The organism is Methylobacterium segetis, from assembly GCF_004348265.1.
In the GTDB taxonomy this organism is placed as follows: domain Bacteria; phylum Pseudomonadota; class Alphaproteobacteria; order Rhizobiales; family Beijerinckiaceae; genus Methylobacterium; species Methylobacterium segetis.
This window is the reverse complement of record NZ_SMNT01000026.1, coordinates 16,052-37,108: the sequence shown is the minus strand read 5'-3', so window position 1 is coordinate 37,108 and position 21,057 is coordinate 16,052. Positions and strand designations below refer to the sequence as shown.

The following is a 21,057-nucleotide window of genomic DNA, read 5'->3' as shown; positions in this document are numbered from 1 at the left end:
GCATGCGCCCGAGCGACGACCCCCAGCCCTCCGACCCGACTTCCCTGCGCTGCGAGCTGGCCCGGGGATGCCACCCGCTCGCGCTCTGGCGCACGGAACGGCTTCCGAACATCGCGGCCGCCGCGATCCAGGAGGTCCGCCGAGCCCTCGCCGGTGGCGTCTGCCTGCATCACAAGTCCTGGCCCGCGGCCCGGAGAGGCGAGGCCGCGGCCGCCATCGCCGTCACGCTCGACCTCACCCGGGGCACCGAACCGGATCCCGCCGTCGTGGACCTCGCGCTGTCAGCGGTGCTCGTCGCCGCCTGGCGGGGGGATGCGGCGGCGCGCACCGTCCTCGCCCACGTTCTCGCCAGGCTGTCGCCGAACCGGCGCGGCGGTCGTCCGGTCCGACGCGAAAGGTTGCGGCCCAGGCGCCGCCCCCCGCCGCGGCGGTGACCGCCGCCGCCTCCCGAACAGCGAGACGATCCTGAGAACCCAGGAGCCAAACACGTGCGAATCTGGACTTTCAGCGACTTGCACCGCGACCTGTCGCGGGCGCCCTGGGCACCCGCGCACATCCCCGACGCCGACGTCGCCGTCGTCGCGGGCGACGTCGGGCAGGGCCTGGCGGACACCGTCCTATGGCTGGGCCAAACCATCCGTCCGCTCATGCCGGTCCTGGTCGTCGCGGGAAACCATGAATTCTACGGCTCGGCCGTGGACGAGGAGCGCGCGCTCGGGCGCCGGGCCGCGGAACGGCACGGCGTGACCCTGCTCGACGACGATACCGTCGAGATCGGCGGCGTCGCCTTCTCCGGTGGCACGCTCTGGACCGACTACGGCCTCGACGGCGACCGCCGGCGGGCCATGGCGGCCGCGCAGGCCGGTCTCAACGACCACCGCTGCGTGGCGACGACCCGAAATCCAGGTTGGCGCACCTTCCGGCCGGGGGATGCAGCTGCCCTGCACGCCACCACCCGCGGCTTCCTGCTCCGCGCGCTGCTGGAGGTCGACCCGCCGGACGCGCGGGTGCGACCGCACGTCGTGGTCACGCACCACGCCCCGGCCCGTGCCTCGCTCGACCCGAGCTTTGCCGGAAGCGTGCTGAACCCGGCCTTCGCGAGCGACCTCGGCGGCCTCATCGCCGCCGGCCGCCCGGATCTCTGGCTCCACGGCCACGTCCACGCCCGTCGAGACCACCGGATCGGCCCGACCCGGATCCTGTGCAACCCCCTCGGCTACGACGGCGAGAACCCCGCCTTCGACCCGGCCTGCGTCGTCGAGGTGCCGTCGTAGGCCGCCCCCGCGGATGCGTCCCGAGAAACGGGACCCGCCGCGCCCCGGCCCCGGACCCCAACCCACCCTCGGAGCAAGGCGACGATGCCCCACCTGACTTTCCTGCGCGACGACCTGAACGAGGCGGAGACCGGGGACGTCGCCGCCGACGAGCGCCGTCCCGCGACCGAGACGCTCGCGGCCTTCGCGCTCGAAGCGGCGCTCTCGCCCGCCCAGCGCCGCCGCATCGCCGCCGATCCCGCCTTCGCCCTCGTCGTCCAGGTTCCGGCCGCCGACTGGGTCGAGCCGGTCCGCGAGGCGTGTGGGCGCCTGGCGGCGTGGGGTCACGTGGTGGCGCGCAACGGCGGTTCGAGAAGCGAGGACCGTGCGGACCGCGGAAATGACCGAGTGGCAGACCGGCTCGCCCGCGGCGACCGGGTGCTCGGGGTCTCGCAATCGCCCGCGCGCTACCTGCCTTCGGCCCTCGTCGCCGCGGCGGACCTGCACGTTCGGCTCCCTGGCGCGACCGACGCCGTGATCGCGCGGGTCGTCCGGGCCGCCACGGGGCGGCGTCCGACCCTGCCGCCCGGGATCGCCCGCGGGCTGGACTTCTTCGAGATCGCCGCCGCGGTGCGCGGGACGACGGCGCGGTCCTGCGTCGCGCGCCTCGCCGCGGCGGCGCGCTCGAAGGCCACCGCGGATCCCGCCGTCGGGTCGGCGCCCGATTTCGCGACCCTGGTCGGCTTCGGCGATGCCCATGCCTGGGGTACGCGCCTCATCGACGAGATCGCGACCTGGCGCGCCTCCGGCGGCGCGCCCGCGTTCCAGCGGCTCGACAGGCACGTCGCCCTCAGCTCCGCCCCGGGACTAGGAAAATCATCTTTCGTCCGCTCGCTCGCGAAGGCCGCGGGCCTGCCGCTGGTCGCGACCTCGGTCGGCGCCTGGTTCACCGGATCCGACGGACACCTGGGCGGCGTGCTCCGCGCCTGGGATGCCGCGTACACGCACGCGTGCGCGTTAGCTCCTAGTATTTTGTTCCTAGACGAGGCTGATAGTATTCCTAACAGGGCCACGATGGACAACCACGCGCGCGAGTGGTGGACCCCCTTGTGCACGAGCATTTTGCTCGGTTTCGATGCGCTCAACGCGCCCGGCGCCCCCGAGGTGTGCATCATCGCGGCGACGAACCACGGCGACAGGCTCGATCCCGCCTTGATCAGGCCCGGACGGCTGGGCCGGGTGATCGAGATCAAGCCGCCCTCGGCCGCCGACCTGGCGGTCATCTTCCGGCAACACCTCGACGACGGCGAGGTGCCCGACATGGACCTCGCGCCGCTCGGCGCGCTCGCGCTCGGCGCCAGCGGCGCCCAGGTCGCCGGGTGGGTGTCCGAGGCCCGTGCCGCCGCGCGCGCCGCCGGACGGCCGATGCGCCCGGAGGACCTGCTCGGCCGCGTCGCGCCGCCGGATCAAGGGAGCCCGGCGGACCGACGTCGGAGCGCGTACCACGAGGCGGGGCACGCCGTGGCGTTCGAGCGGATCGGCGCCCGCGTCGCCCAGGTCGACCTGGTCCCGCGCCGGGATTCGCTCGGCGCGACCTCCGTGGCGACCCGCCTCGGCCAGTCGCCGACCCGCGCGGAGATCGAGGGCCTCGCGGTCGCGCTCCTGTGCGGACGGGCTGCCGAGATCCTGTTCCTCGGGGAGCCGAGCGCCGGGGCGGGCGGCGATAGCCGCTCGGACCTCGCGCGCGTGACGACCCTGCTCGCCGGCAACCACGCCTCGCTCGGCCTCGGCGACCGGTTGGCGTATCGCGGCGCCCCCCACGAGGTCGCGGTCGCGCTGTCGCTCGACCCCGCCCTTCTCGGGGCGGTCGAGCGCGACCTCGACCGGCTGAGCGGCGAGGCCTTGGCCGTCATGGAGGCGAACCGCACCGCCGTGGCGGCCGTCGCCGAGCTGCTGATCGCGCGGCGCCTGGTCTCGGGCGACGCGCTCCGGGCGCTGATCGCCGAGGCGGACCAACACCGCGCCGCGCAGGACGGAGGACAGCCGTGACGCTCCACGTTCCCGATCCGGTGGCCCGCGCCGAGGTGCATGCACCGGTACCGACGGAAGGCCCGTCCGCCGTGCCGGCCGCCCCCGGGGCGCGGTCCGCGCCGTCGGAGCCCGTCCCGTTCCGTCTGTGGACCCTGTCCGACCTCAGGGTCGACCGGGCGCCCCACGTGCTGCCGGACCCGCTGCCGGACTTCGACGCCTTGCTCGTCCCGGGCGGGATCGCGCCCGGCCTGTGCCGGTCCGTGCGCTGGCTTGCGGACGCGCTCGGCGGCCGCCAGGGTCGGCGGCCGGTCGTCCTCGTCCCGGGACCGGCGGAGTACCTCGACGGCGAACCCGTGGGCGAGGCGCTCGCCGAGGCCGTGCCGCTCGGGGCGGCGCTGGGCATCACCGTGCTCCACGACGGCGCCGTTCGCCTCGGCGATCCGCTCCGGCCCGGGTTGGTCATCCTGGGCGCGACGCTCTGGACGGACTTCGCCCTCGACGGCGTCGAGAACGCCCGGACCGCCCGCGCCCACGCCCGGAGCCGCTGGACGGTGACGGACAGGGCGGCGAGCGCGCCCGGGGTGCCCTTCTTCCCGCACGACGCGGCCGGTGCGCACGCCCGCTCGCGGGCCTTCATCGAGGACGCCCTCAACGCCGTCGCCGTCGGTGCCGGCTCGTACGGCCATATGCCGAATCCGGTCCTGCGCGACATCGGCCCGGGCGACCGGGCCGCGGTCGTCACCGGCTTCGCCCCATCACGGTCCTGCCTGCCGCCCACCCTGGCGAGGCCCGTGCTCGACCCGTGGCGGGTCTGCTGGCACGCCTCCGCCCTGGACCCCGTGATGGAGGGGTGGGGCGCCCCGGCCGTCTGGATCCACGGGAACGTGCCGCAGGCCTGCGACCTGCGGCTCGGGCGCACGCGCGTCGTGAGCAACCCCTACGACCCGGACGACCCGACGAACGGGTTCGACGCCAGCCGCACGATCCTGGTCTGACAGCCGCCCCGGAGAACCGCCCCATGCACGAGACCCGCTCCCCGTCGCCCCGGCTTCGGCTCCCCTCCATGTCCGACGCGAGCGCACCCGCGGCCGGCGCGCGCTCCGCCGTCCGCCACGACCGTCGGCCGGCGGCGGAACCCGGCGCGGATGCGGACGCGCTCCTCGTCGTCGATATCGAGACCGTGCCGGACGAAACCCTGATGCCGCCGCCCGAGGTGTGGGCCAGGGACAAGTTTCCGAAATGCGCGTGGCACGCCGTGGTCGCCGTCAGCTTCGTGCAGGCGGAGATCCTGCGCGACGGCGAAACGGGACTGGAGGACTATCGGGTCACCGCCTGCAGGAGCGGCGGCGAGGCGGGCTGGGACGAGGCCCGCATCCTGCGCGGCTTCTGGCGGCACTTCGCCTCCGGCAGATTCCGGCTCGTCACCTGGAACGGCCGCGGCTTCGACATGCCGACGCTGCTCCACCGCACGATGCTCCACGGCATCTCGGCGGAAGCCTGGTTCCGGCGCGGCACGCGCTGGTCGGGCTACGGCAACCGGTACGGCGGCGCCCACGTCGACGTCATGGACGAGATGTCCGGGTTCGGGTGCGCCAGCCGGCTTACCCTGGAGGAGGCCGCCGCGCTGGTCGGCATGCCGGGCAAACTCGGCGAGCACGGGTCGCTGGTGGCCGACATGGTCGCCGCCGGCGAGATCGAGCGCGTCCGGGCGTATTGCGAGACCGACACGATGACGACCTTCGGCATCTACGTCCGCCATGCGTATCTCGCCGGCCGGACCGACGCCGCGGCCCACGACAGGGCGATCGCAGGCCTCCAGGATTACCTGGAGCTGGAGCGGACCCGCAGACCGCATCTCGGCGCCTACCTCGACGCCTGGCGACGCCTGTCCGACACGCGGCCGGCGTTCGTCGTCGACAGGGACCGCCGGGGCGGATGACCCTCGCCCTCGGGTCCCGGTCCCGTCTCCCCGGGTCGCGGGCGCGGCACCCGGATCGGGCTCGGGGCCCCGGTCCAGATCGCCGCGTCTCGGGCCCGGGCCGCGCGGCGTCGCCGGCACACCGGACCGGCCGCCGGCGCACGCGCCCGGACCGGTGACGCCCACCGCGGGCGCCGTCGTGCGACGGATGCCGAAGCGGCGCGCCGCGGTCCGGCGCCCCATGCGTTCGCGCCGTGCCGCCTGAGGCGGCCCGGTCCCCGAGAACCCCTGGATGTCGAGGCGGGACATGGCGGAACGCGCGAGCGGAACTTCACCGGGGTCGCCGTCGGGAACGTCGCGGCCGGCGGCGGCGCGGCGGCACGTCCCGGCAGGGTCGGGGACGGCGTTTGTGCCTTGCCGCGCGCCTCGCACAATGGGCTGTGCGCCCGATTCCCGGGCGCCGTCCAAGGACAGGACCGACCCGGCCCGGCCTCCGCGCACAGTCCCGGTGCGAGGCCGTGCCGTGCGCCTCGACCGGACGCCCGCGCGCCTGGGGCACCGTCCGGCCATGCATCCCGACCCCGAATTCCCGGTTTCCCCCGCCGGCGTCCGCCCGGTGCGGGCGGACGTGCACGAACTCGCGCGGGCGCGGCAGGCCATCTCCGCCCTGGCCCATCCCGACACGCGGCCCATCGTCGACACGGCCATGGGCACCCTGCATGCGGCGCTCTCCGGGGGCGGTCTCCAGGTCTCCAAGATCCCCGGGCTGCAGAGCGCCATCCGCAAACACATCAGGCAGGCCTGGATAGATGGCATCGTCGCCCCCCTCGCCCGGTCGCGCCATCCGGCCGACCGGGCCGTGCTCGACGCGATCCCGAAGGATTTCGCCCTGAGGGCCCACGCCGAGGTGCTGGCCGCCCTGGAACGGATCGCCCGTTGGGTCCCCGAGGATGCCGACGGCACGCGGGCGCACCTCGGGCGGGCCTTCGAGTACCTGCGGATGCTGCCGCTCATCCTGCAGGCCCTCGCCGATCTCGAAGGGCTCGCGCCGGGCGCCACCCGAACGGGCCGCCCCGCATCCGGACCCGGTTCCGCGGCCCTCGCCGACGCCGCCGCACTGGTCCAGCGCCGGCTCAAGGCGGCGCTGTCGCCGGGCCTTCCATCCTTGATCGGCGACCTGGCCGACCTGGTTCACCGCGGCCCCGCGGCCGCGGCCGACGTCCCCGCGCTGCGCTGGACGGCCGCCGCGCTCCTCGCGCCGCCCGCGCGCGGCGCCCGGACATCGGACCGGGGCGGTCCGCAATGGCGCCGGAGCCTCGCCGGCGCGCTCTCCCGCGACCTGATCGACGAGGCGCTCGCGCCGGCCGCAGGTCGACTGCTGCGACGGCATGCCGGCCTGGAGATCGGGGACGCCCGCTATGCCCGGGGCGAGGGGCACGGAGGCCGGCTGGACCTCGCCCTGTCCCGCGCCGGCGTCAGGCTGCTCCTGACGGTCCGCTTCGACGTCGCCGGCGGGCGGTTCGAGCAATCCTCCGCGGTCGTCTCGTCGGACGGCGCGCCGACGACGCTCGCGCCCGAAGACGCCGATGCAATCCTCGATGCGTCCATCCCCGACGAGCTCGACACACCCGCACATCGCGCGATGCGCCGCCTCTCGCGGCTGGACCGCGCGCCCAGCCTCCACATGCACGTCAACGGGACCGGCGAGCTCCAGGTCGCTCCTGAGCCGGTTCGGACGCAGGATGCCGGGTTGCTGGAGGAGCTTGTCCGCACCGCCGACGAGGAGGGAAGCGCCGTCAGGTTCGACCCGGTCCGCGACCTCGTGCTGGCGTCCGGCCTGGTCGAGATCGGCTTCGAGTGGCACGACGGGCCGGCCGGTCGGTGCCTGATCCGCGCCCCGGCCCAACCCACCGGTCGGCCAGGCCCATGACGACCAGGTCCACCACGGCCGGGTCGCCGACCGGCTCGGGGGCCCTGTCGACGGCAAAGCCGCTCGGCCAGTGCGAGGGTCGCGATACCAGCTGACCCCCGAGGGCCAGCTTGATGAAATGCGGCATACGCCTTCGTCTCGGCGCCGATGCTGATTGGAATACGCAGACCGACATTTGGTACGGCGGCCTGTGCTCGAATGAATGCTTCATCGACTTGAAGATCGACGAACGCGGACGTGGCGTTTGCGGGCGCCCTTGGTCACTTCGATTGTCGCCAGCCGTTCGATACACGCGACACTCGGCCAGAGGATAACCCCGGGGACGCGACGGACAAGGTTGGCCGGGTGCGCGATCCGGTTTCACTCACCCGGTCGACCGGTCCGACCGGGTCAGGTTCCGTTTACCACGTCCGGTGGACCTGGGCGAAAGAACTTGCGGCCTGGCGGGCACCCGGTCTATGGTCCGATCATCAGGTCGCGGAGCTACTCCGGACCTGATGCGGACCTGGACCTGGTCGGGGGTGCCGAATGGATGTGATCACCCAGATGTGCCAGGAGCGCGACCGGGCCCGGCAAGCCGCCGCGGACAGGACGCGGCAGCTTCAGGAGCTCATGTTGGAACACGTGAGCGCCATCGCGGCGGAGACCGCCAAGGCGGCCCGCCTCGACCAGGTGATCGCGACCCTGCGGCAGGGGGCTGCCTACGCGCCGGAGCCGATGCCGGCGGCCGACCAGGCCGAGATGGAAGCGCCGGCCCAGCCGCTGCCGGCCGACGAGCCGGTCTCGGGCGGGGCCGAGCGGGTGCCGGTGCCGCAAGTCTCGGGCCTGGTTGCCCAAGTCATCGTCGACGCACTCGCGAAGGCAGGCGCCAAGGGGTTGTCGGGAAGCGAAGTCAATGACGCGGTTCGGGACGCCGGTTTTACGCTCGATGCCTCGGAGAAAAACAAGACCCGCCTTAAGAATAAAAACCTGGTTTACCATGATCGCAAGGCACAACATTGGTATCTGAAAGATCCAACGAAGGCCTCGGCGTCATAAGACCAGTCTAGATCCAACAACTCATCAATCATCGAGGAGAATGGCAATGCGCAACATATCTCGCGCAGCCCTCCGCGCGCGCTCGCGCGACCCACCGGGTCGGGAAGTGATCGGAGCGGCAAAATAAAAGCGCACGGTCCGATCCGGACCGCACGCTTTGAGCTTGCCCGCAACCGAGCTGCGAAGCCGTAGCAGGTTAGGACTGGCCCGTCGGCCGAGAGCTTGAGCCCTCTCGACCGCGTCATTGCCAGACCTCGTGATCACGATTGCCGAAAACCAGACCGGCCAACCACCGGGATCAAGGCCGACATTCGAGACCGACGACGTATGCCAGCTCTCGCCTGCGAAAGCAAGCGGGCTGCGCTCCGCCTCCTCGGGATCCGCCGGCCCAAGCCGGCCGCGCCCGGACCGTCCCCGCGACGGATCCGGACCGGCCCCGCGCGACCCCATCCGAGGAGAGCATCATGAACGAGCCGTACCGCGTCGAGCCCCTCACGGCCGACTTCCAGCCGCCCCTCGCCCCCCTGATCGACCGGGCCTTCGATGCCTGGGACGGGGATGTCGCCGCGCTGCTCGGCGTCCCGCGGGGGACGTTCGAGCCGGAGACCGAGGCCAGCGAGCCCACCGAGTTCTGAGCCGCCGACGAAGCCCCGGCCTCCGGGCCGGGGCCGCCGCCCCATCCCATCCCATCAACAAGGCTGGCCCCGTCCGCCTTTCAAGGACCCATACGACCATGAAGCAGCTCGAACTTTTTCCGTCGACGACTGCCGACGCTGACCGGCTCCGGGCCGAGATCCAGGCCCTCGACGAGATGACGGAGCGCGAGCGCGCCGCCGCGCTGCGCCGCCACCGCTACGTGCGGGCGGTCGAGGACCTCCCGCAGGGACGGCGGGGTGACCGCCACATGCGGGCCGCGATCCGCGCCGTCTGCGAGCTGAGCGACGACGTCGATCCGCCCACGCCGCGCCAGGTCAGGACATGGGAAGCGCGGCTGAGGGAGGCCGGCGGCAACCCGGCCGGCCTCGCCGACCGGCGGATGGCGCGGTTGCCCCGGCAGCAGACCCACTGGGCCCCGTGGATCGGCGAGCTGGTCGACCAGGTCGTGGCCGAGGCCGACCCGCGCCTGGGCGTCACGCTGACGGCCATGGCCCGCCTCGCACAGGCGAGGTGCCTGGAAGCGGCGCCTGCGCGGGGCGGCGCGGCCGCCCACGTTCCCGGTTTCCGGACCCTCGTGCGGATGGTCGGCGACCGTCTGCGTTCCCTGCAGCAGGCGTATCGGTACCGGCAGCTCTCGTGCGGGCGTCCTCTCGCCGAGGTCGTCGTCGCCCGGGAAGTCCTGCGGCTCGCCATCCCGGAACTCGGCGCCGACCGCGTCCACCTGGTCACCGCACGCGACAGCTACAGCGGCGTGATCGTGGCGGCGGCGCTCGGCATTGCGCCGCCGGACGGGGAGGACCTGCTCGGCCTGTTCGGGGCGCGGACCGCGACGGCTGCCGCGGAGCCGCTCGGCGCCGCCCGCCTGTGCATGGGACTGCCGGAGGTGATCGTGCTGGACCATGATCCCGCCTTCCTCGGCGCCACGTTCCAGCATTCCGCGGCGGCGCTCGGCATCCGGCTGCACTTCGCCGGGGTCGACCATCCGGGCGCTCCCTGCCGGGCAGCGGGCCTGCAGCGCTGGCTGACGGCCCGGGGGGAGGCGGTCGAGGACGCAGGAGGCCTGATGGCGGGGGCGCACGCCTGGCTCGCCGATCTGGACTTCCGCCGCTCCGGAGCGGACCGGCGGACCCCGCTGGACCGCTGGCAGGAGGGGGTCGCTCGCTATCCCATCCGGCTGTCGCCGGGGGCCGCTCCCGCGATCCCGACCGGCGAGGAATCGGGTGGCGCCGACGGGGCCGAGGGACCCGACGGCCGCGACACCCGGCGGAGGCCCTGATGCCGGCGACCCTGCGAAGCCGCCATGTCGGCAAGCCGAGCCCGTCGCGCCCGGTCGTCACCGGCCGACGGGACTGCATCACGGGCGAGGTCCCCTCCGGCAAGGTGGGGATGGGCTACCGCATGGTGGCCTACGAGGGCCTCCTCGCGCGGGACTTCATCCTGATCCTGGAGCAGGACGATGCCGTCCTGCGCTACCAGGAGGAGCCCGCTCCCTTCCGGTGGCACGACGGCGTCCGGTGGCGCCGCTACACGGCCGACTTCGCCGTGGAGATCGACGACGGGCGGCGCATCGCCGTCGAGGTCAAGCCGCGGAAGCGGGTGATCAGGCTGGGCTGGGACGGGATCCGGCCCCGCATCGAGGCCGGCGCCAGGGCCGCCGGCTACGACGGCTTCGAGCTCTGGACCGAGGTCGAGGTCGACGCGCTCCGCGTCGCGAACGCCGCGCTCGTCGCGAGCGAGCGCACCTTCGTGGCCGACGAGGCGGAGCAGCACACCATGCGCGTCGTCCTCGACCGCTTCGGCGGCCAGGGCCTCGTCCGGGACCTCCGGGCGGCATCGGGGCTCCAGGCCCGCGCCTTCCGGGCCGTCGTGGCCCTGGTCGCGCGCGGCGAGGCCGAGCTGGCCGACCCCGGCCGACCCTTCGACGACCACGCCATGATCCGCCGCCCCGCGAACCTCAGGAGTGCACCTTGAACAGGCTCGACCAGCAGTTCCGCCTTCCCATCGGCGCGGTCGTCGTCGTCGACGGCGTCCCCTACGCCTCCGTCGCCCGCGAGCGGGCGGGCCTCGCCCTGCGCAGGCTCGCGGGCGGTTCCGAGACCGTCGTGCTGAGCGACGCCGTCCTGGTGGACCTCCACCGCGGCGGGAGGGTGCGCATGGCGGGACCCGGTGCATGCGGGGGGCTGCGCTGACCATGGGCGCCTGCCAAATCCGTCTCCAAGCGGACGCGCTCGTCATCGTCGAGGGCGTCTACCACAAGGTGCTCTCGCGCGACGAGGCCGGCGTCACGCTGCGCACCCTCGGGGCGAGGCCGGTCACGGTCACGAAGACCCATGCCGAGTTGGCCGACCTCTACTTCGGCGAGCCCAGGCGGCTCCAACTGGTGGAGGACACCGCCGCCGGGCTCCCCCAAGGCGTCAGGGACAACCTCCTGCGCAACATCGACACCTTCGACGTTCGCCAGCAGGACGCGGCGCTGATGCGCCTCGACTACGTGCAGGCCTGCGACCGGTGCTTCGCCGAGCGGACCCATAGGAAGGTCCCGAAGGGCTACGCCGATATCGCGAGGCTCGTCGCGGCCGAGCGCCGGCAGCGGGCCATCGAGAACGAGGGCTCCCATCCCGACGACGTGCCGCTCGAACGGGTGAGCGGCTCCTCGCTGAAGGGTTGGTACGGGCGCTGGCGCAAGGGCGGCAAGTCCATCGTGGCGCTGATCCCGCTGGACGACCTGAAGGGACGGGCGGGTTTCCGCCTCGATCCCGAGGTCGAGATGATCATCGCGGAGCGCGTGCGCGAGGACTGGCTCACCCGGAACGGACCGCCGCTGAGCCATGTCATCGTCTTCATCCAGGGCAGGATCGAGCGCGAGAACAAGACGCGCACCGTGCCCTTCGACGTGCCTGACGGAATGACGATTCGGCGCTGGGTGAAGGCGAACGTCAGCCAGTTCGACGTGATCTACCATCGCGAGGGCCCCGCGGCGGCGGAGCAGGCGTTCCGGCACGTCAAGAAGGCCCCGCAGGCGACGCGGCCGCTCGAAATCGTCGAGGTCGACCACACGCCGCTCGACGTCCTGGTCCTGGAGGGCGACGGCACGCCGGCGCGCGACCGGCGCCGCAAGGACAAGCGCACGAGGCGGGTCTGGCTCACGGTCGCGATCTGCGCCGCGACCCGCATGATCGTGGGATTCCACCTCAGTGACGAGCGTCCCTCCTGGACTTCGGTGATGCATTGCCTGCGCATGGCGGTGCTGCCGAAGGACCTGACCGGCATCCGGGTCGACACGGCGTGGCCCGTGTTCGGCGTGCCGGAGGTGGTCAAGCTCGATAACGGGACGGAATTCCACTCCCGGTCGATGAAGGCGGCCGCCGGGCAGCTGCGGTTCGAGCTCCGCTACATGCCCCGGCGCAAGCCCCACCTGAAGGGCAAGGTCGAGCGCGCCCTCGGCACCATCGCGCGCGACTTCTGCGCCTACCTTCCCGGACGGACCTTCCGCGACGTGCGCGAGCGCGGCGACTACGACAGCGTCGGGCAGGCCGCCCTGACCCTGGCCCAACTCGTCGAGTTCTTCACGATCTGGGTCGTCGACATCTACCACAACCGCAAGCATGGCGGGCTGCTCGGACGAACGCCCCTGCTGCGCTGGCAGGACCTGGCGGGCTATGGCACGCGCCTGCCGCCGTCGGCCGACGACCTCGACCCGCTCATCGCCCTGGTGGTCCCGCGGACCATCCAGCGGAACGGGATCACCTTCCTCGGCCTCACCTACCAGTCCGACGAACTGAAGGGCGTCCGTCGCAGGAAGGGCTTCCACTTCGGCGACGAATTCCTTGTCAAGGCCGAAGCGTCCGATCTCGGCCACCTCCTCGTCCTGGTGGACGAGGAGGCCGGTTGGATCAAGGTCCCCTGCGAGGACGGGTTGGCCGACGGGACGTCCCTGGCGGAGTGGCGAGACGTGGTCCGCACGGCGCGTCGGATGACGCAGGAAGGCCAGCGCGTCGCTCGCGCGACGCTCGTCCGCGCGATGGAGCTGCTGCGCGCCGAATGCCGCAAGGCCGGCGTCAAGCCGAAGCGCCTGGCGAGCGCCGACGTCGACTGGGTCCGCGACCACGCCGACGACCCGATGTTCGAGGTCGCCTGGGACGTCGCGGACGAGGGCGCCCACGAGGAAGAGCGGCTGCGGACCCGACGCCCGCGGAAGGCCGCGCCGCCGGCCGCGGCCGACGCGGCACCCGCGCCCCGGGTCGGGCAGGGTGGCCGCAAGACCGCCCCGCGCCCGGCCAGCGCCCCGCAGGAAGCCCCGCAGGACGCCGCGCCGGCGGCCCGGCCGGCCGGTCCGAGGCCCGTCGCCGCCGAGGCCGATCCGCGGAGCGTGACGGCGGATGTCGGCGCCGAGTTCGACCCCGACGATCCCGACAACTGGACTGCCGAGTGAGGGCCATCGCATGCCGCAAAGCCAGGACGGGGAGATCTTCCGCCCCGACGTCACCATCCTTCCCGGCCCCCAGGCCGCCCCGGTCCGCCGTGAGCGGTTCGCGACCCGCTTGAGCCCGCAAGACCTCGAACGGCGGGCCTGGAAGCGACGCGTCGACACCATCCACGTTAACACCGACGTCGTGATCAAGACCGTCGCGCGCTTCGACGAGATGCTCAAGGACCTCGGCGACGATGTCGAGGGACAGTGCCTCGTCATCCCGGCCGCTTCCGGGGCCGGGAAGTCGCATCTGCTCGCCCGGTTACAGCTCCGCCCGGCGCTCGTGCCGTTCCGCGACGAGTTCGGCCCCGTGCGGCCGCTGGTCTACATCAAGGCGCCGAGCCCCTGCACGCTGAAGACGCTGGGTCTCGCGCTGTACCTCGCCATGACGGAGAAGGAGCTCAGCGCCAACCTGAAGGAGCACGATATCTGGACCCGGGTGCGCCACCAGATGCACGCCCAACTCGTCTCCATCATCATGATCGACGAATTCCACCATGCCTTCCGCGGACGCACCGGTGACGAGCGGCGCACCCTGGTCGAGACGCTGAAGAACCTCGTCATCCCGGATCCGGACGACCCGCTTCGGCCGCCCGGTGCGGAGTTGCGCCCCGTCTCCCTCGTGCTCTCGGGCATGCCCTGGCTCAAGAAGGTGCTGAAGGAGGATTTCCAGCTCCTCCGGCGCTGCGTCTTCAAGCCGATCAAGCCCCTGGGTCACTCGGAAGCCTGCGTGAAGAAGGCCACGAAATTCCTGTCGCTGGTCGAGGCAAGGCTCGGCTTCCCGGCCGCGTGCGGCCTGTCGGAGCACGACATGGTTCAGCGCATGCTCAAGGCTTCGAACGGCTACACCGGTCGCATGATGCACCTCGTCAAGAAGGCGGCCTTCCGCGCCATCCAATCGGGCAAGCCGAGCATCGGGCAGGTCGACCACCTCGGCTTCGTCTTCGAGGAGATCTTCGAGCTCGGTCCGCGCAGGAACCCGTTCCTGGTGGTCGACATCTCGACCCTGCCGAAGATGAAGGAGATCGAGTTCGAGAGGCTCACGCGCCTGACGGGGACCGCCGAGGCCGGGGTCGAGACGCAAGCCGACGACGCGTAGGGGGAAACCGATGCGGCTGACCATCATCCCGCCCGTCATCGACGGGGAATCCGCCGCGGCGCACCTGCTGCGCGCCTTCGACGTCAACGGCGAGCCGTGGAGCCGCGAACGCCTCAGGACCGCGGGCCATTCCATGAGCGACATCCTGCAGGGCCGCGCCGCCGGCCCCCTCGCGGATCGGCTCGGCCGTGGCGAGGACGCGTTCCGGGGTTGGACGCCCACCGAGATCACCAAGAAAAAGGTCGTGATCGCGGACGAGGTGGTCCACCGGGACGATTGGACGACGAACGTGCGGCGGTGGTGTCCCTGCTGTTGGCAGGACGACCTTCGCAGGACGCCGTCGGGACGACACGCGCACTGGAACATCCACCGGCGCTTCTGGTGGGACGTGGCCGCCGTCGGCACCTGTCCCCTCCATCATGTCCGCCTGGAGGGGTCCTGCCCGATTTGCCGGACGGGCGTCACCTGGGAAGCCGGCTCGCTGACCCGTTGCAGGAACGGCCATTCCCTTCTCGCCTGCGACGGCGCCAGGGTCCCGCCCGCGACGACGCTGGCGGACGCCTACGTGGTCGGCCGCCTCGGCGGCATGGCCCGGACCAGCGTGCCCCTCCTCGACGGCCTGACGCTCGCCGAGGCCTGCGACGCCATGGAGCGGTTCGGCGTCGCCCTGCTCGGGGGCGCCGACGGGGCCCTCTCGAAATTTCCGGCGGAGCGCCATCCGGAGGTGTTCTCGGCCGGTCTCGCCACCGCCCGGGACTGGCCGCACGCCTTCGACGCCCTGCTCGACGGGATGGCCCGAGCCGACCATGTCGGCCTCGGCGCCTGGGGGGCCGAACAGGTCTACGGCTATCTGTATCTCTGGGCGAAGCGGCTGCCGGCGGGAGCGAGCGGGGATGCGGTTCGGGCGGCCCTCTATGCGCATCACGCCGGCCGGGGCCCGGTTCACAAGACCTCGGTGGTGATCCGGCATACCGACGTCCCGTTGGTCAGCCTCGCCGACATCGCCGCGGAATGCGGCCGAAGGCCGGAGTTCATCGCCGGCTACGTCAAGGCCCTGGGCGCCTGGCCGCAACGGACGAGGAGGGGTACGCCCATCGGCATCGCCCGCGAGACCGCCGCCCAGATCCGGGCGATCCTCGACCGCGCGCTCCGCGCGGAAAATCTGCCGGCGGCGCTCGGGCTGGCGAAGCGCCAGACGCGTATGTTGGTCGCGGCGCGGATCGTCCCGCCCGCCGAGATCCACGCGCGCGCCGGCATCAAGGCCGACGTCTTCGACCGGGATGCCGTGGCCGCCGTGCTATCCCGGATCCGTGGCTCGGCGCCGACCGTCGGGGCCATGCCCGCCGGCCTCCTTCCGCTCGCGCGAGCCAGCCAGCACGGCAAGGTCGACGGCGTGCGCGGCACCTGCGACATGATCCTGGCCGGCCAGCTTCGGGTCAGGGCGGTCCTGCGGGACGTACCCGGCCTCGCGGGCTTCCTGGTCGACCCGGAGGACATCAGGGTCGCGCGGCGTTCGCGCGAAGGTGGGGGTCTCACCCTCGAAGAGGTCGGCCGGCGGCTCACGGTCCCGACGGACAGCGTCGGCCTGATCGTCCGGGCAGGCCTCATGGCGGGGACAGCGATGCCGTGCGGGGAGATCCTCGTCAGGGACGATGCGCTCGCGGCTTACGAGGCCGAGTACGCCACCACGGGTGCGCTCGCCAGGGAGATGGGATCCGGCGCGCGGTGGGTGCGGGAAGCCTTGGATCGGGCCGGCGTCGGGCCAGCCTTCGCGATCACGGGCCGAAAGACCACGACGGTATGGCGCCGGATGGATGTCCCGACGGACCTTCGGCGCCGCATCGCCAGGACCCACGCGCCGCGACCCTAGGAGCAAGCCGGGACCGCCGTGCCGCGCGAGCGCCGTCGGCGCAAAGCCATGAGCGGGGCGATGAGGATCTGCGCGGGGCGTCGACCGAGGAAGGATGTGACGCCGTCTTGGTTCGGGGACCCCGTCGCCTTCCAGTGGACGTGAACAGATCGGATCATCGCCGCGACCGTGATCGCGGCGGCGGCCCATCGGTTCGGCTGGCGCGGCCTCGCGCTCGGATCCGTCCTCGGTGCGACCGGCGTCGCGGTGCTGGCGGCGCTGCAGGCGGCGACCTGCCGGATCGCCCGGCATCGGCTGGATCGGATCTCCGTCCTGCCGCCGCTCGGGTTCGGCCTCCAACGCGCTTATGAGGTCACTACCGGCCTGCGAGGCCGACCCGGTGCCGACGTCCACCCTCGCGGTTAGGCTTGCACCTGCCCATCGACGCCGGCGGGCGCGGTTCGCGCCTCGGGCATCGGCCCTTCTCGGTCTCGGCGGCGGTCGGGTTCATCGCGCTCTCGGGCGTCGCGGTCCTGAACGGCGTGGTGCTGCTGAACCACATCCGCGCGCTCGTGGCGTAGGGAACGGCGATTCCGGATGCCGTCCGCGAGGGCGCCCTGACCCGGCTGCGGCCGGTGGCGATGACGGCCTTGGTCGCCGCCCTGGGCTTCGTCCCGATGGCCCTGGCGACGGGCACGGGTGCGGAGGTGCAGCGGCCGCTGGCGACCGTCGTCATCGGCGGCTTGGCCAGCGCGACCGTCCTGACGCTGCTGGTCCTTCCGGCGCTTTACGTCCGGTTCGGCAAGGCCAAGGCGTCCTTCCCGTCCGCTCCACGAGGCCATGTCGTGGCGTGGACCGACACACCAACACCTTAGCCGGACGACCTCGTGAGCGGTCGGATCAGGGCGTCCGCATCGCGGCGTGACAAGGTCCCGGGCAAATCGGGACAAGCTGTGTTGAGAGCGGCGCTGTCGCGGAGCCGAAAACGGGACAAGCTTTCATGAGAGTGTGTCCTGCGCAGCCGCGCTCATGGATCGGCATCACCCAGGCTGCCCGGACCGAATGAGATGGCACCCAAGCGGCGGGACGGCGTAGCCCGATGCGTGCCGCCGTCATTCATCGCCTTTGGGAACGCCCTGTCTCTGATCGCGTGCCGCCACCGTGGCTCGACGGATCGAGGCCAGATCGGGTGCCACGAGCGGCTGTCCGCCCGGGCTTCCGACCGGCCCGGATGAAAGGTCTCCGCCCGTCGCCCCTACTCGAAAGCCCCTGGGCATCGCACGGGACAACTCGGCGGTAGAGGCTTCTGAGCCAGGCTCATTCCGGCAGGCGCCGCGCCTTCCGAGCCGCCCGTCGGGGGCAGCCGGCGCGCGGCGTCGATGTCGCCGAAGGACCGGGGTGAGGCCACCTTGCCGCGGGCCACGCCCATGGCCTCGTGGCCGGGTTCGCCGGCCGTCCTCGCCGGCGGTGGGGCCGCCGGGGCGCTCGGCTCTCAGGCTGGCCAGTTCGCCGGGCGACCCAGGAAGCCGCGGCCCGGCATGCCGCGGAGCCATGTCACGAAGGCGCTCACCCGCTCGGGCGCGAACTGGTTTCGATGGCCCTGCGTGCTGTGCACGAGATCGCGCAGTTCCTGAGGGACCAGCGGGCCCGACCCGCCCCAGTAGGCGTATTCGCGCCCGAGAAGCACCCGGTCCGTCCGACCGGTGTCGCGCACCAGGTTCGGCAGGCTGGTGACGCCCCCCGGCTCGCTATGGAAGGAATCGGCCTGGACGAAGGTGCCGTCGGCCGAGCGTCGATAGATGTTGTCGCCGTAGATCTGCATGCGGCTGCCGGACATCACGGGTCGCTTGGCGCCGAAGCGAGCGTCGTCCCAGTACCGGTCGAAGGTGAGGATCTCGTCGATCCGCATCCAGTAGACGACACGGTCCTTGATCCCGTTCGGAATCGAGCCGGTCCCGACCACGAAGTCCCCGACGCTCGCGTGCTGCCGGATCAGCGGTTTGCACGCGCTCAGCGTGCACACCCGGTGGAACGGATTGGGCGCGAACCCGAGGTCGTGGTCGATCACGTAGGAGTGGACGCGCACGCCGGCCTCAGCACTTGTTCCGCTTGGTCTGGCGCTCCGCCCGCGGCTGGGCGTCGGGCTTCAACCACTCGGGCTTCGCGTTCCTCCGCGGTAGGGCGCCCCGCAGGCTGCCCGCATCCCAGGGAACGGTATCCCCGCCGTAATCCTCGAAAGCGCGCGGCAGCGTTTCGTCCTGGGTTCCAGGAGGCCAGATCCCGATCACGCGACGACCCTGGGCGGCGGCCCGCTGCATCACGCGCCCCAGCTCCTCGTCCGCGAGGCAATCGGGAGACAGCACGATCACCCCCAAGTCCTCGTCCGGCGTCTCGGCGTGACCGGCCGGGGCCTCGTCATCGGCGGGCGCGGGCTCGTCGTCTTCCGGTGCAACGGGATCCTCGACGTGCTCGCCGTCTTCCTCCTCGTCGTCGTCCCCTTCGTCGGGCTCGACGGCGGCGACCTCCTCGTCCACGACCTCGCAGCCCGCCTCGGCCAAGAGCTTGAGCAGGGCCGTGCGTTCCTCGTCGTCGACAGGACCGAGCACGCAAACCTTCGGCATGTGCGGCTTCTCCCCGGTGCCCAGGTCCTTCCGTCGCGCATTCCGCCCGGGAGCCTGGCTCAGTAAAGCTTAGGTGGTCAGCCGCGGTCGGTATGGCAAGGGTGCGTTCGCCGCGTGTGTGGGTACAGGCAACCCTGGACTGAGCGCCGGAAAGGTCCGACGATGGCAACCTGAGGATAGGCCAACCTGGAGCGGGGAGGGGACATGGATACGGCGCCGCTTAGCCTGAACGGTTATCAAGCCGGGGCGGTCCGGACGGACCGGACGCGAGGGAAGGGCACCGGCCTCGACCTGGCCGTGCTCGGCCTTTTCGGCGAGACGGGCAGCCTGCTGAGCGAGACCAAGAAGAAGCAGCGCGACGCGCGGTCCTATCTTGGCTACGAGGCGAGCGTCGTCGAGGAGATGGGCGACGCGCTCTGGTACCTGGCGGTGATCGCCGATCACGCCGGGCTGCGCTTGGGGGATCTCGCCGGCCGGGACCTCGCCGGCGGACCCGAGCCGACCTTCGCGGACGTGCAGCCACAGCGTGCCTTGCCTTTGCACGTCCCGACCGTCGCCTTCGAGCACACCCTGCTACAGTTGGCCGGGGCCGTCGGCCGGCTGGCCGCGCTGGGGGCGCGGGGCGACCTCGCGGGAAGCCCGGACCTCCTGGAGCGTCTCTCCGCAGTGTTCGGCCTTCTCGTCGCGGCCGCGAACGAGGCCGGCGTCACCCTGGAGCAGGCCGCCATGCGCAACCTCGCGAAGGCCGAGGACCGTTGGCCGGCGACGCGCGTCGCCCCGCCGCTGTTCGACGAGGCGTTCCCGGACGAAGAGCGCCTGCCCCGCGCGTTGACCATCGACATCTTCGAGCGCACCGGCGGGAACGACAGGCGGTACGTCGTGCAGCGATGCAACGGCATCTTCATCGGCGACCGCCTGACCGACAACATCATGAAGCCGGACGATTACCGGTTCCACGACGCCTTCCACTATGCCTACGCCGCCGTCCTCGGCTGGTCGCCGGTGACGCGCGCGCTGTTCCGCCTGAAGAGGAAAAGCGAGGCCCGCGTCGACGAGGGGCAGGACGGAGCGCGCGCGATCCTGATCGAGGAGGGCGTGGCGACGTTCGTCTTCGGTGAGGCGAAGCAGCTCGGCTTCTTCGAAGGACAGCGCCCGGGCGACCTGGGCTTCGCCTTCCTGAAATCGGTGAGGCAATTCGTGCGCGGCTACGAGGTCGAGGCCTGCCCGCTCTGGCTTTGGGAAGAGGCCATTCTCGCCGGTAACGAAGCGTTTCGTTTCTTGCGGGAGAAGCGCCGCGGGCGCCTTCGGCTCGATCTGGTCGGGCGGAAGATGCTGGTCGAGGACCTGCCGACATGACACCTGGCGCCTTCATCGAGGCCCTCGCGGCGCTTCGCTTCAGCGACACCTTCAACCCCTACGCCGAGGCCTGCCCGGACCACGACGGCGTCGGTGCGCCCCAGGTCCGGCGTGAGAACCTGCGCCTCGTGCTGGAGGCGGCCCTCGCCGGAGGCGTCGACTCGATCTGGATCGCGCGCGACCTCGGGTACCGTGGCGGGCGGCGCACGGGCCTGGCGCTCACGGACGAGGCCCACCTCTCCGCCCATGCCGGCCTCTACGGTCAATTGCCGCTGGCGCGGGCAACCCGCGGCCCCGCGATGACCGAGCGCACGGCGACGGTGATCTGGCAGGTTCTCCGGGACCTGCGACGTCCGATCTTCCTCTGGAACGTCTTCCCGCTCCATCCGCACGCGTCGGGCGACCCGCTGTCCAATCGCTGCCACACCCGTCGGGAACGGCAGGCGTCCCGCCACCTCCTCGAATGGCTGGTGTCGGAATTGCGGCCCCGGGTCCTGGTCGCCATCGGGAGGGATGCCGAGGCGGCGTTGGCGGACTTGGGTATGGCGGCCGAGCGGGTCCGGCACCCCAGCTACGGAGGTCAGACCGAGTTCGTCGCTCGGATGGGCGAGTTGTACGGCCTACCCGCCAAAGCTCCGCGCGCGGTGCAACTCACGCTGCCGTAAGGAAACCGCAGCCGGATCTTCCCGACGTTGGTCTGGCGGGCCTCCAGGTCAGGCATGACGCACCAGCACGTGTTCGTATGCTGGCCCGGGATGAGACGCCTCGAACCTTCCCATCGCCCCGGCGGTCACGCGCACCTATGCCGGCGAGACTTCCAGGGTGCGACGCACC

At 72.1% G+C, this 21,057-nt stretch carries 18 protein-coding genes and 1 pseudogene; 17 read left to right on the top strand and 2 right to left on the bottom strand.

Annotated features, from left to right (window positions below; translation table 11 throughout):
* Positions 1–2 precede the first annotated feature (2 nt).
* The 15 genes and pseudogenes from E1J50_RS09150 to E1J50_RS09080 form a co-directional block, all read left to right on the top strand.
* On the top strand, positions 3–434 hold the full coding sequence (locus E1J50_RS09150; RefSeq protein WP_132252716.1) for a hypothetical protein: 432 nt from the start codon (positions 3–5) through the stop codon (positions 432–434).
* 54 nt (positions 435–488) lie between these two features.
* The gene (locus tag E1J50_RS09145) at positions 489–1,274 is read left to right on the top strand and encodes a metallophosphoesterase (RefSeq protein ID WP_132252713.1); all 786 of its coding nucleotides are present in this window, start codon (positions 489–491) and stop codon (positions 1,272–1,274) included.
* Positions 1,275–1,358: 84 nt separating this feature from the next.
* A complete protein-coding gene (locus E1J50_RS09140; RefSeq protein ID WP_132252711.1) occupies positions 1,359–3,302 on the top strand; it encodes an AAA family ATPase in 1,944 nt (647 codons plus the stop codon).
* Positions 3,299–4,279, top strand: a complete 981-nt coding sequence (locus E1J50_RS09135) for a metallophosphoesterase family protein (RefSeq protein WP_132252708.1) — start codon at positions 3,299–3,301, stop codon at positions 4,277–4,279. The genes E1J50_RS09140 and E1J50_RS09135 overlap by 4 nt, the downstream gene beginning before the upstream one ends.
* 68 nt (positions 4,280–4,347) lie before the next feature.
* A complete protein-coding gene (locus E1J50_RS09130; RefSeq protein ID WP_245516500.1) occupies positions 4,348–5,223 on the top strand; it encodes a 3'-5' exonuclease in 876 nt (291 codons plus the stop codon).
* Between the two features lie 502 nt (positions 5,224–5,725).
* The gene (locus E1J50_RS09125) at positions 5,726–7,132 is read left to right on the top strand and encodes a serine/threonine-protein kinase (RefSeq protein WP_132252703.1); all 1,407 of its coding nucleotides are present in this window, start codon (positions 5,726–5,728) and stop codon (positions 7,130–7,132) included.
* Between the two features lie 528 nt (positions 7,133–7,660).
* On the top strand, positions 7,661–8,170 hold the full coding sequence (locus tag E1J50_RS09120) for a hypothetical protein (RefSeq protein ID WP_132252700.1): 510 nt from the start codon (positions 7,661–7,663) through the stop codon (positions 8,168–8,170).
* Positions 8,171–8,634: 464 nt separating this feature from the next.
* Complete coding sequence (locus E1J50_RS27215) at positions 8,635–8,805, top strand: hypothetical protein (RefSeq protein WP_165937823.1); 171 nt, start codon at positions 8,635–8,637, stop codon at positions 8,803–8,805.
* A 98-nt stretch (positions 8,806–8,903) separates the two neighbouring features.
* A complete protein-coding gene (locus E1J50_RS09115) occupies positions 8,904–10,103 on the top strand; it encodes a hypothetical protein (protein ID WP_132252698.1) in 1,200 nt (399 codons plus the stop codon).
* A complete protein-coding gene (locus tag E1J50_RS09110) occupies positions 10,103–10,798 on the top strand; it encodes a TnsA endonuclease N-terminal domain-containing protein (RefSeq protein WP_132252695.1) in 696 nt (231 codons plus the stop codon). Before E1J50_RS09115 ends, E1J50_RS09110 begins: the two co-directional genes overlap by 1 nt.
* Positions 10,795–11,016: a hypothetical protein gene (locus E1J50_RS09105; RefSeq protein ID WP_007565593.1), complete on the top strand. Its 222-nt coding sequence runs from the start codon at positions 10,795–10,797 to the stop codon at positions 11,014–11,016. The genes E1J50_RS09110 and E1J50_RS09105 overlap by 4 nt, the downstream gene beginning before the upstream one ends.
* Positions 10,998–13,259 carry a DDE-type integrase/transposase/recombinase gene (locus E1J50_RS09100; RefSeq protein WP_132252693.1) on the top strand — a complete coding sequence of 754 codons (2,262 nt, stop codon included), beginning with the start codon at positions 10,998–11,000 and terminating at the stop codon, positions 13,257–13,259. The genes E1J50_RS09105 and E1J50_RS09100 overlap by 19 nt, the downstream gene beginning before the upstream one ends.
* A gap of 10 nt (positions 13,260–13,269) precedes the next feature.
* The gene (locus E1J50_RS09095; protein ID WP_132252691.1) at positions 13,270–14,397 is read left to right on the top strand and encodes an ATP-binding protein; all 1,128 of its coding nucleotides are present in this window, start codon (positions 13,270–13,272) and stop codon (positions 14,395–14,397) included.
* A gap of 10 nt (positions 14,398–14,407) precedes the next feature.
* Complete coding sequence (locus E1J50_RS09090; protein WP_132252689.1) at positions 14,408–16,267, top strand: TniQ family protein; 1,860 nt, start codon at positions 14,408–14,410, stop codon at positions 16,265–16,267.
* A gap of 458 nt (positions 16,268–16,725) precedes the next feature.
* Positions 16,726–17,121 (top strand): annotated as a pseudogene (locus E1J50_RS09080) (efflux RND transporter permease subunit); the annotation flags it as partial.
* Between the two features lie 617 nt (positions 17,122–17,738).
* Here E1J50_RS09080 and E1J50_RS09075 read toward each other — a convergent pair.
* Positions 17,739–18,332, bottom strand: a complete 594-nt coding sequence (locus E1J50_RS09075; RefSeq protein ID WP_132252685.1) for an Nmad2 family putative nucleotide modification protein — start codon at positions 18,330–18,332, stop codon at positions 17,739–17,741.
* A gap of 7 nt (positions 18,333–18,339) precedes the next feature.
* Positions 18,340–18,867 (bottom strand): hypothetical protein, encoded by a 528-nt coding sequence (locus tag E1J50_RS09070; RefSeq protein ID WP_007565621.1) that lies wholly within the window; start codon positions 18,865–18,867, stop codon positions 18,340–18,342.
* A gap of 204 nt (positions 18,868–19,071) precedes the next feature.
* On the opposite strand from E1J50_RS09070, the gene E1J50_RS09065 reads away from it, so the two are divergent.
* Both E1J50_RS09065 and E1J50_RS09060 read left to right on the top strand, forming a co-directional pair.
* A complete protein-coding gene (locus E1J50_RS09065) occupies positions 19,072–20,223 on the top strand; it encodes a nucleoside triphosphate pyrophosphohydrolase family protein (protein ID WP_050735147.1) in 1,152 nt (383 codons plus the stop codon).
* Positions 20,220–20,888 carry a uracil-DNA glycosylase gene (locus tag E1J50_RS09060; RefSeq protein WP_132252683.1) on the top strand — a complete coding sequence of 223 codons (669 nt, stop codon included), beginning with the start codon at positions 20,220–20,222 and terminating at the stop codon, positions 20,886–20,888. Before E1J50_RS09065 ends, E1J50_RS09060 begins: the two co-directional genes overlap by 4 nt.
* The last annotated feature ends 169 nt before the right edge of the window (positions 20,889–21,057 follow it).

Excerpts from the sequence above, each read along its gene's own strand:
- E1J50_RS09150 (WP_132252716.1), top strand. The coding sequence starts at position 3 with ATGCGCCCGAGCGACGACCCCCAGCCCTCCGACCCGACTTCCCTGCGC.
- E1J50_RS09140 (WP_132252711.1), top strand. The coding sequence starts at position 1,359 with ATGCCCCACCTGACTTTCCTGCGCGACGACCTGAACGAGGCGGAGACC.
- E1J50_RS09130 (WP_245516500.1), top strand. The coding sequence starts at position 4,348 with ATGTCCGACGCGAGCGCACCCGCGGCCGGCGCGCGCTCCGCCGTCCGC.
- E1J50_RS09120 (WP_132252700.1), top strand. The coding sequence starts at position 7,661 with ATGGATGTGATCACCCAGATGTGCCAGGAGCGCGACCGGGCCCGGCAA.
- E1J50_RS27215 (WP_165937823.1), top strand. The coding sequence starts at position 8,635 with ATGAACGAGCCGTACCGCGTCGAGCCCCTCACGGCCGACTTCCAGCCG.
- E1J50_RS09115 (WP_132252698.1), top strand. The coding sequence starts at position 8,904 with ATGAAGCAGCTCGAACTTTTTCCGTCGACGACTGCCGACGCTGACCGG.
- E1J50_RS09110 (WP_132252695.1), top strand. The coding sequence starts at position 10,103 with ATGCCGGCGACCCTGCGAAGCCGCCATGTCGGCAAGCCGAGCCCGTCG.
- E1J50_RS09100 (WP_132252693.1), top strand. The coding sequence starts at position 10,998 with ATGCGGGGGGCTGCGCTGACCATGGGCGCCTGCCAAATCCGTCTCCAA.
- E1J50_RS09095 (WP_132252691.1), top strand. The coding sequence starts at position 13,270 with ATGCCGCAAAGCCAGGACGGGGAGATCTTCCGCCCCGACGTCACCATC.
- E1J50_RS09090 (WP_132252689.1), top strand. The coding sequence starts at position 14,408 with ATGCGGCTGACCATCATCCCGCCCGTCATCGACGGGGAATCCGCCGCG.
- E1J50_RS09070 (WP_007565621.1), bottom strand. The coding sequence starts at position 18,867 with ATGCCGAAGGTTTGCGTGCTCGGTCCTGTCGACGACGAGGAACGCACG.
- E1J50_RS09065 (WP_050735147.1), top strand. The coding sequence starts at position 19,072 with ATGGATACGGCGCCGCTTAGCCTGAACGGTTATCAAGCCGGGGCGGTC.
- E1J50_RS09060 (WP_132252683.1), top strand. The coding sequence starts at position 20,220 with ATGACACCTGGCGCCTTCATCGAGGCCCTCGCGGCGCTTCGCTTCAGC.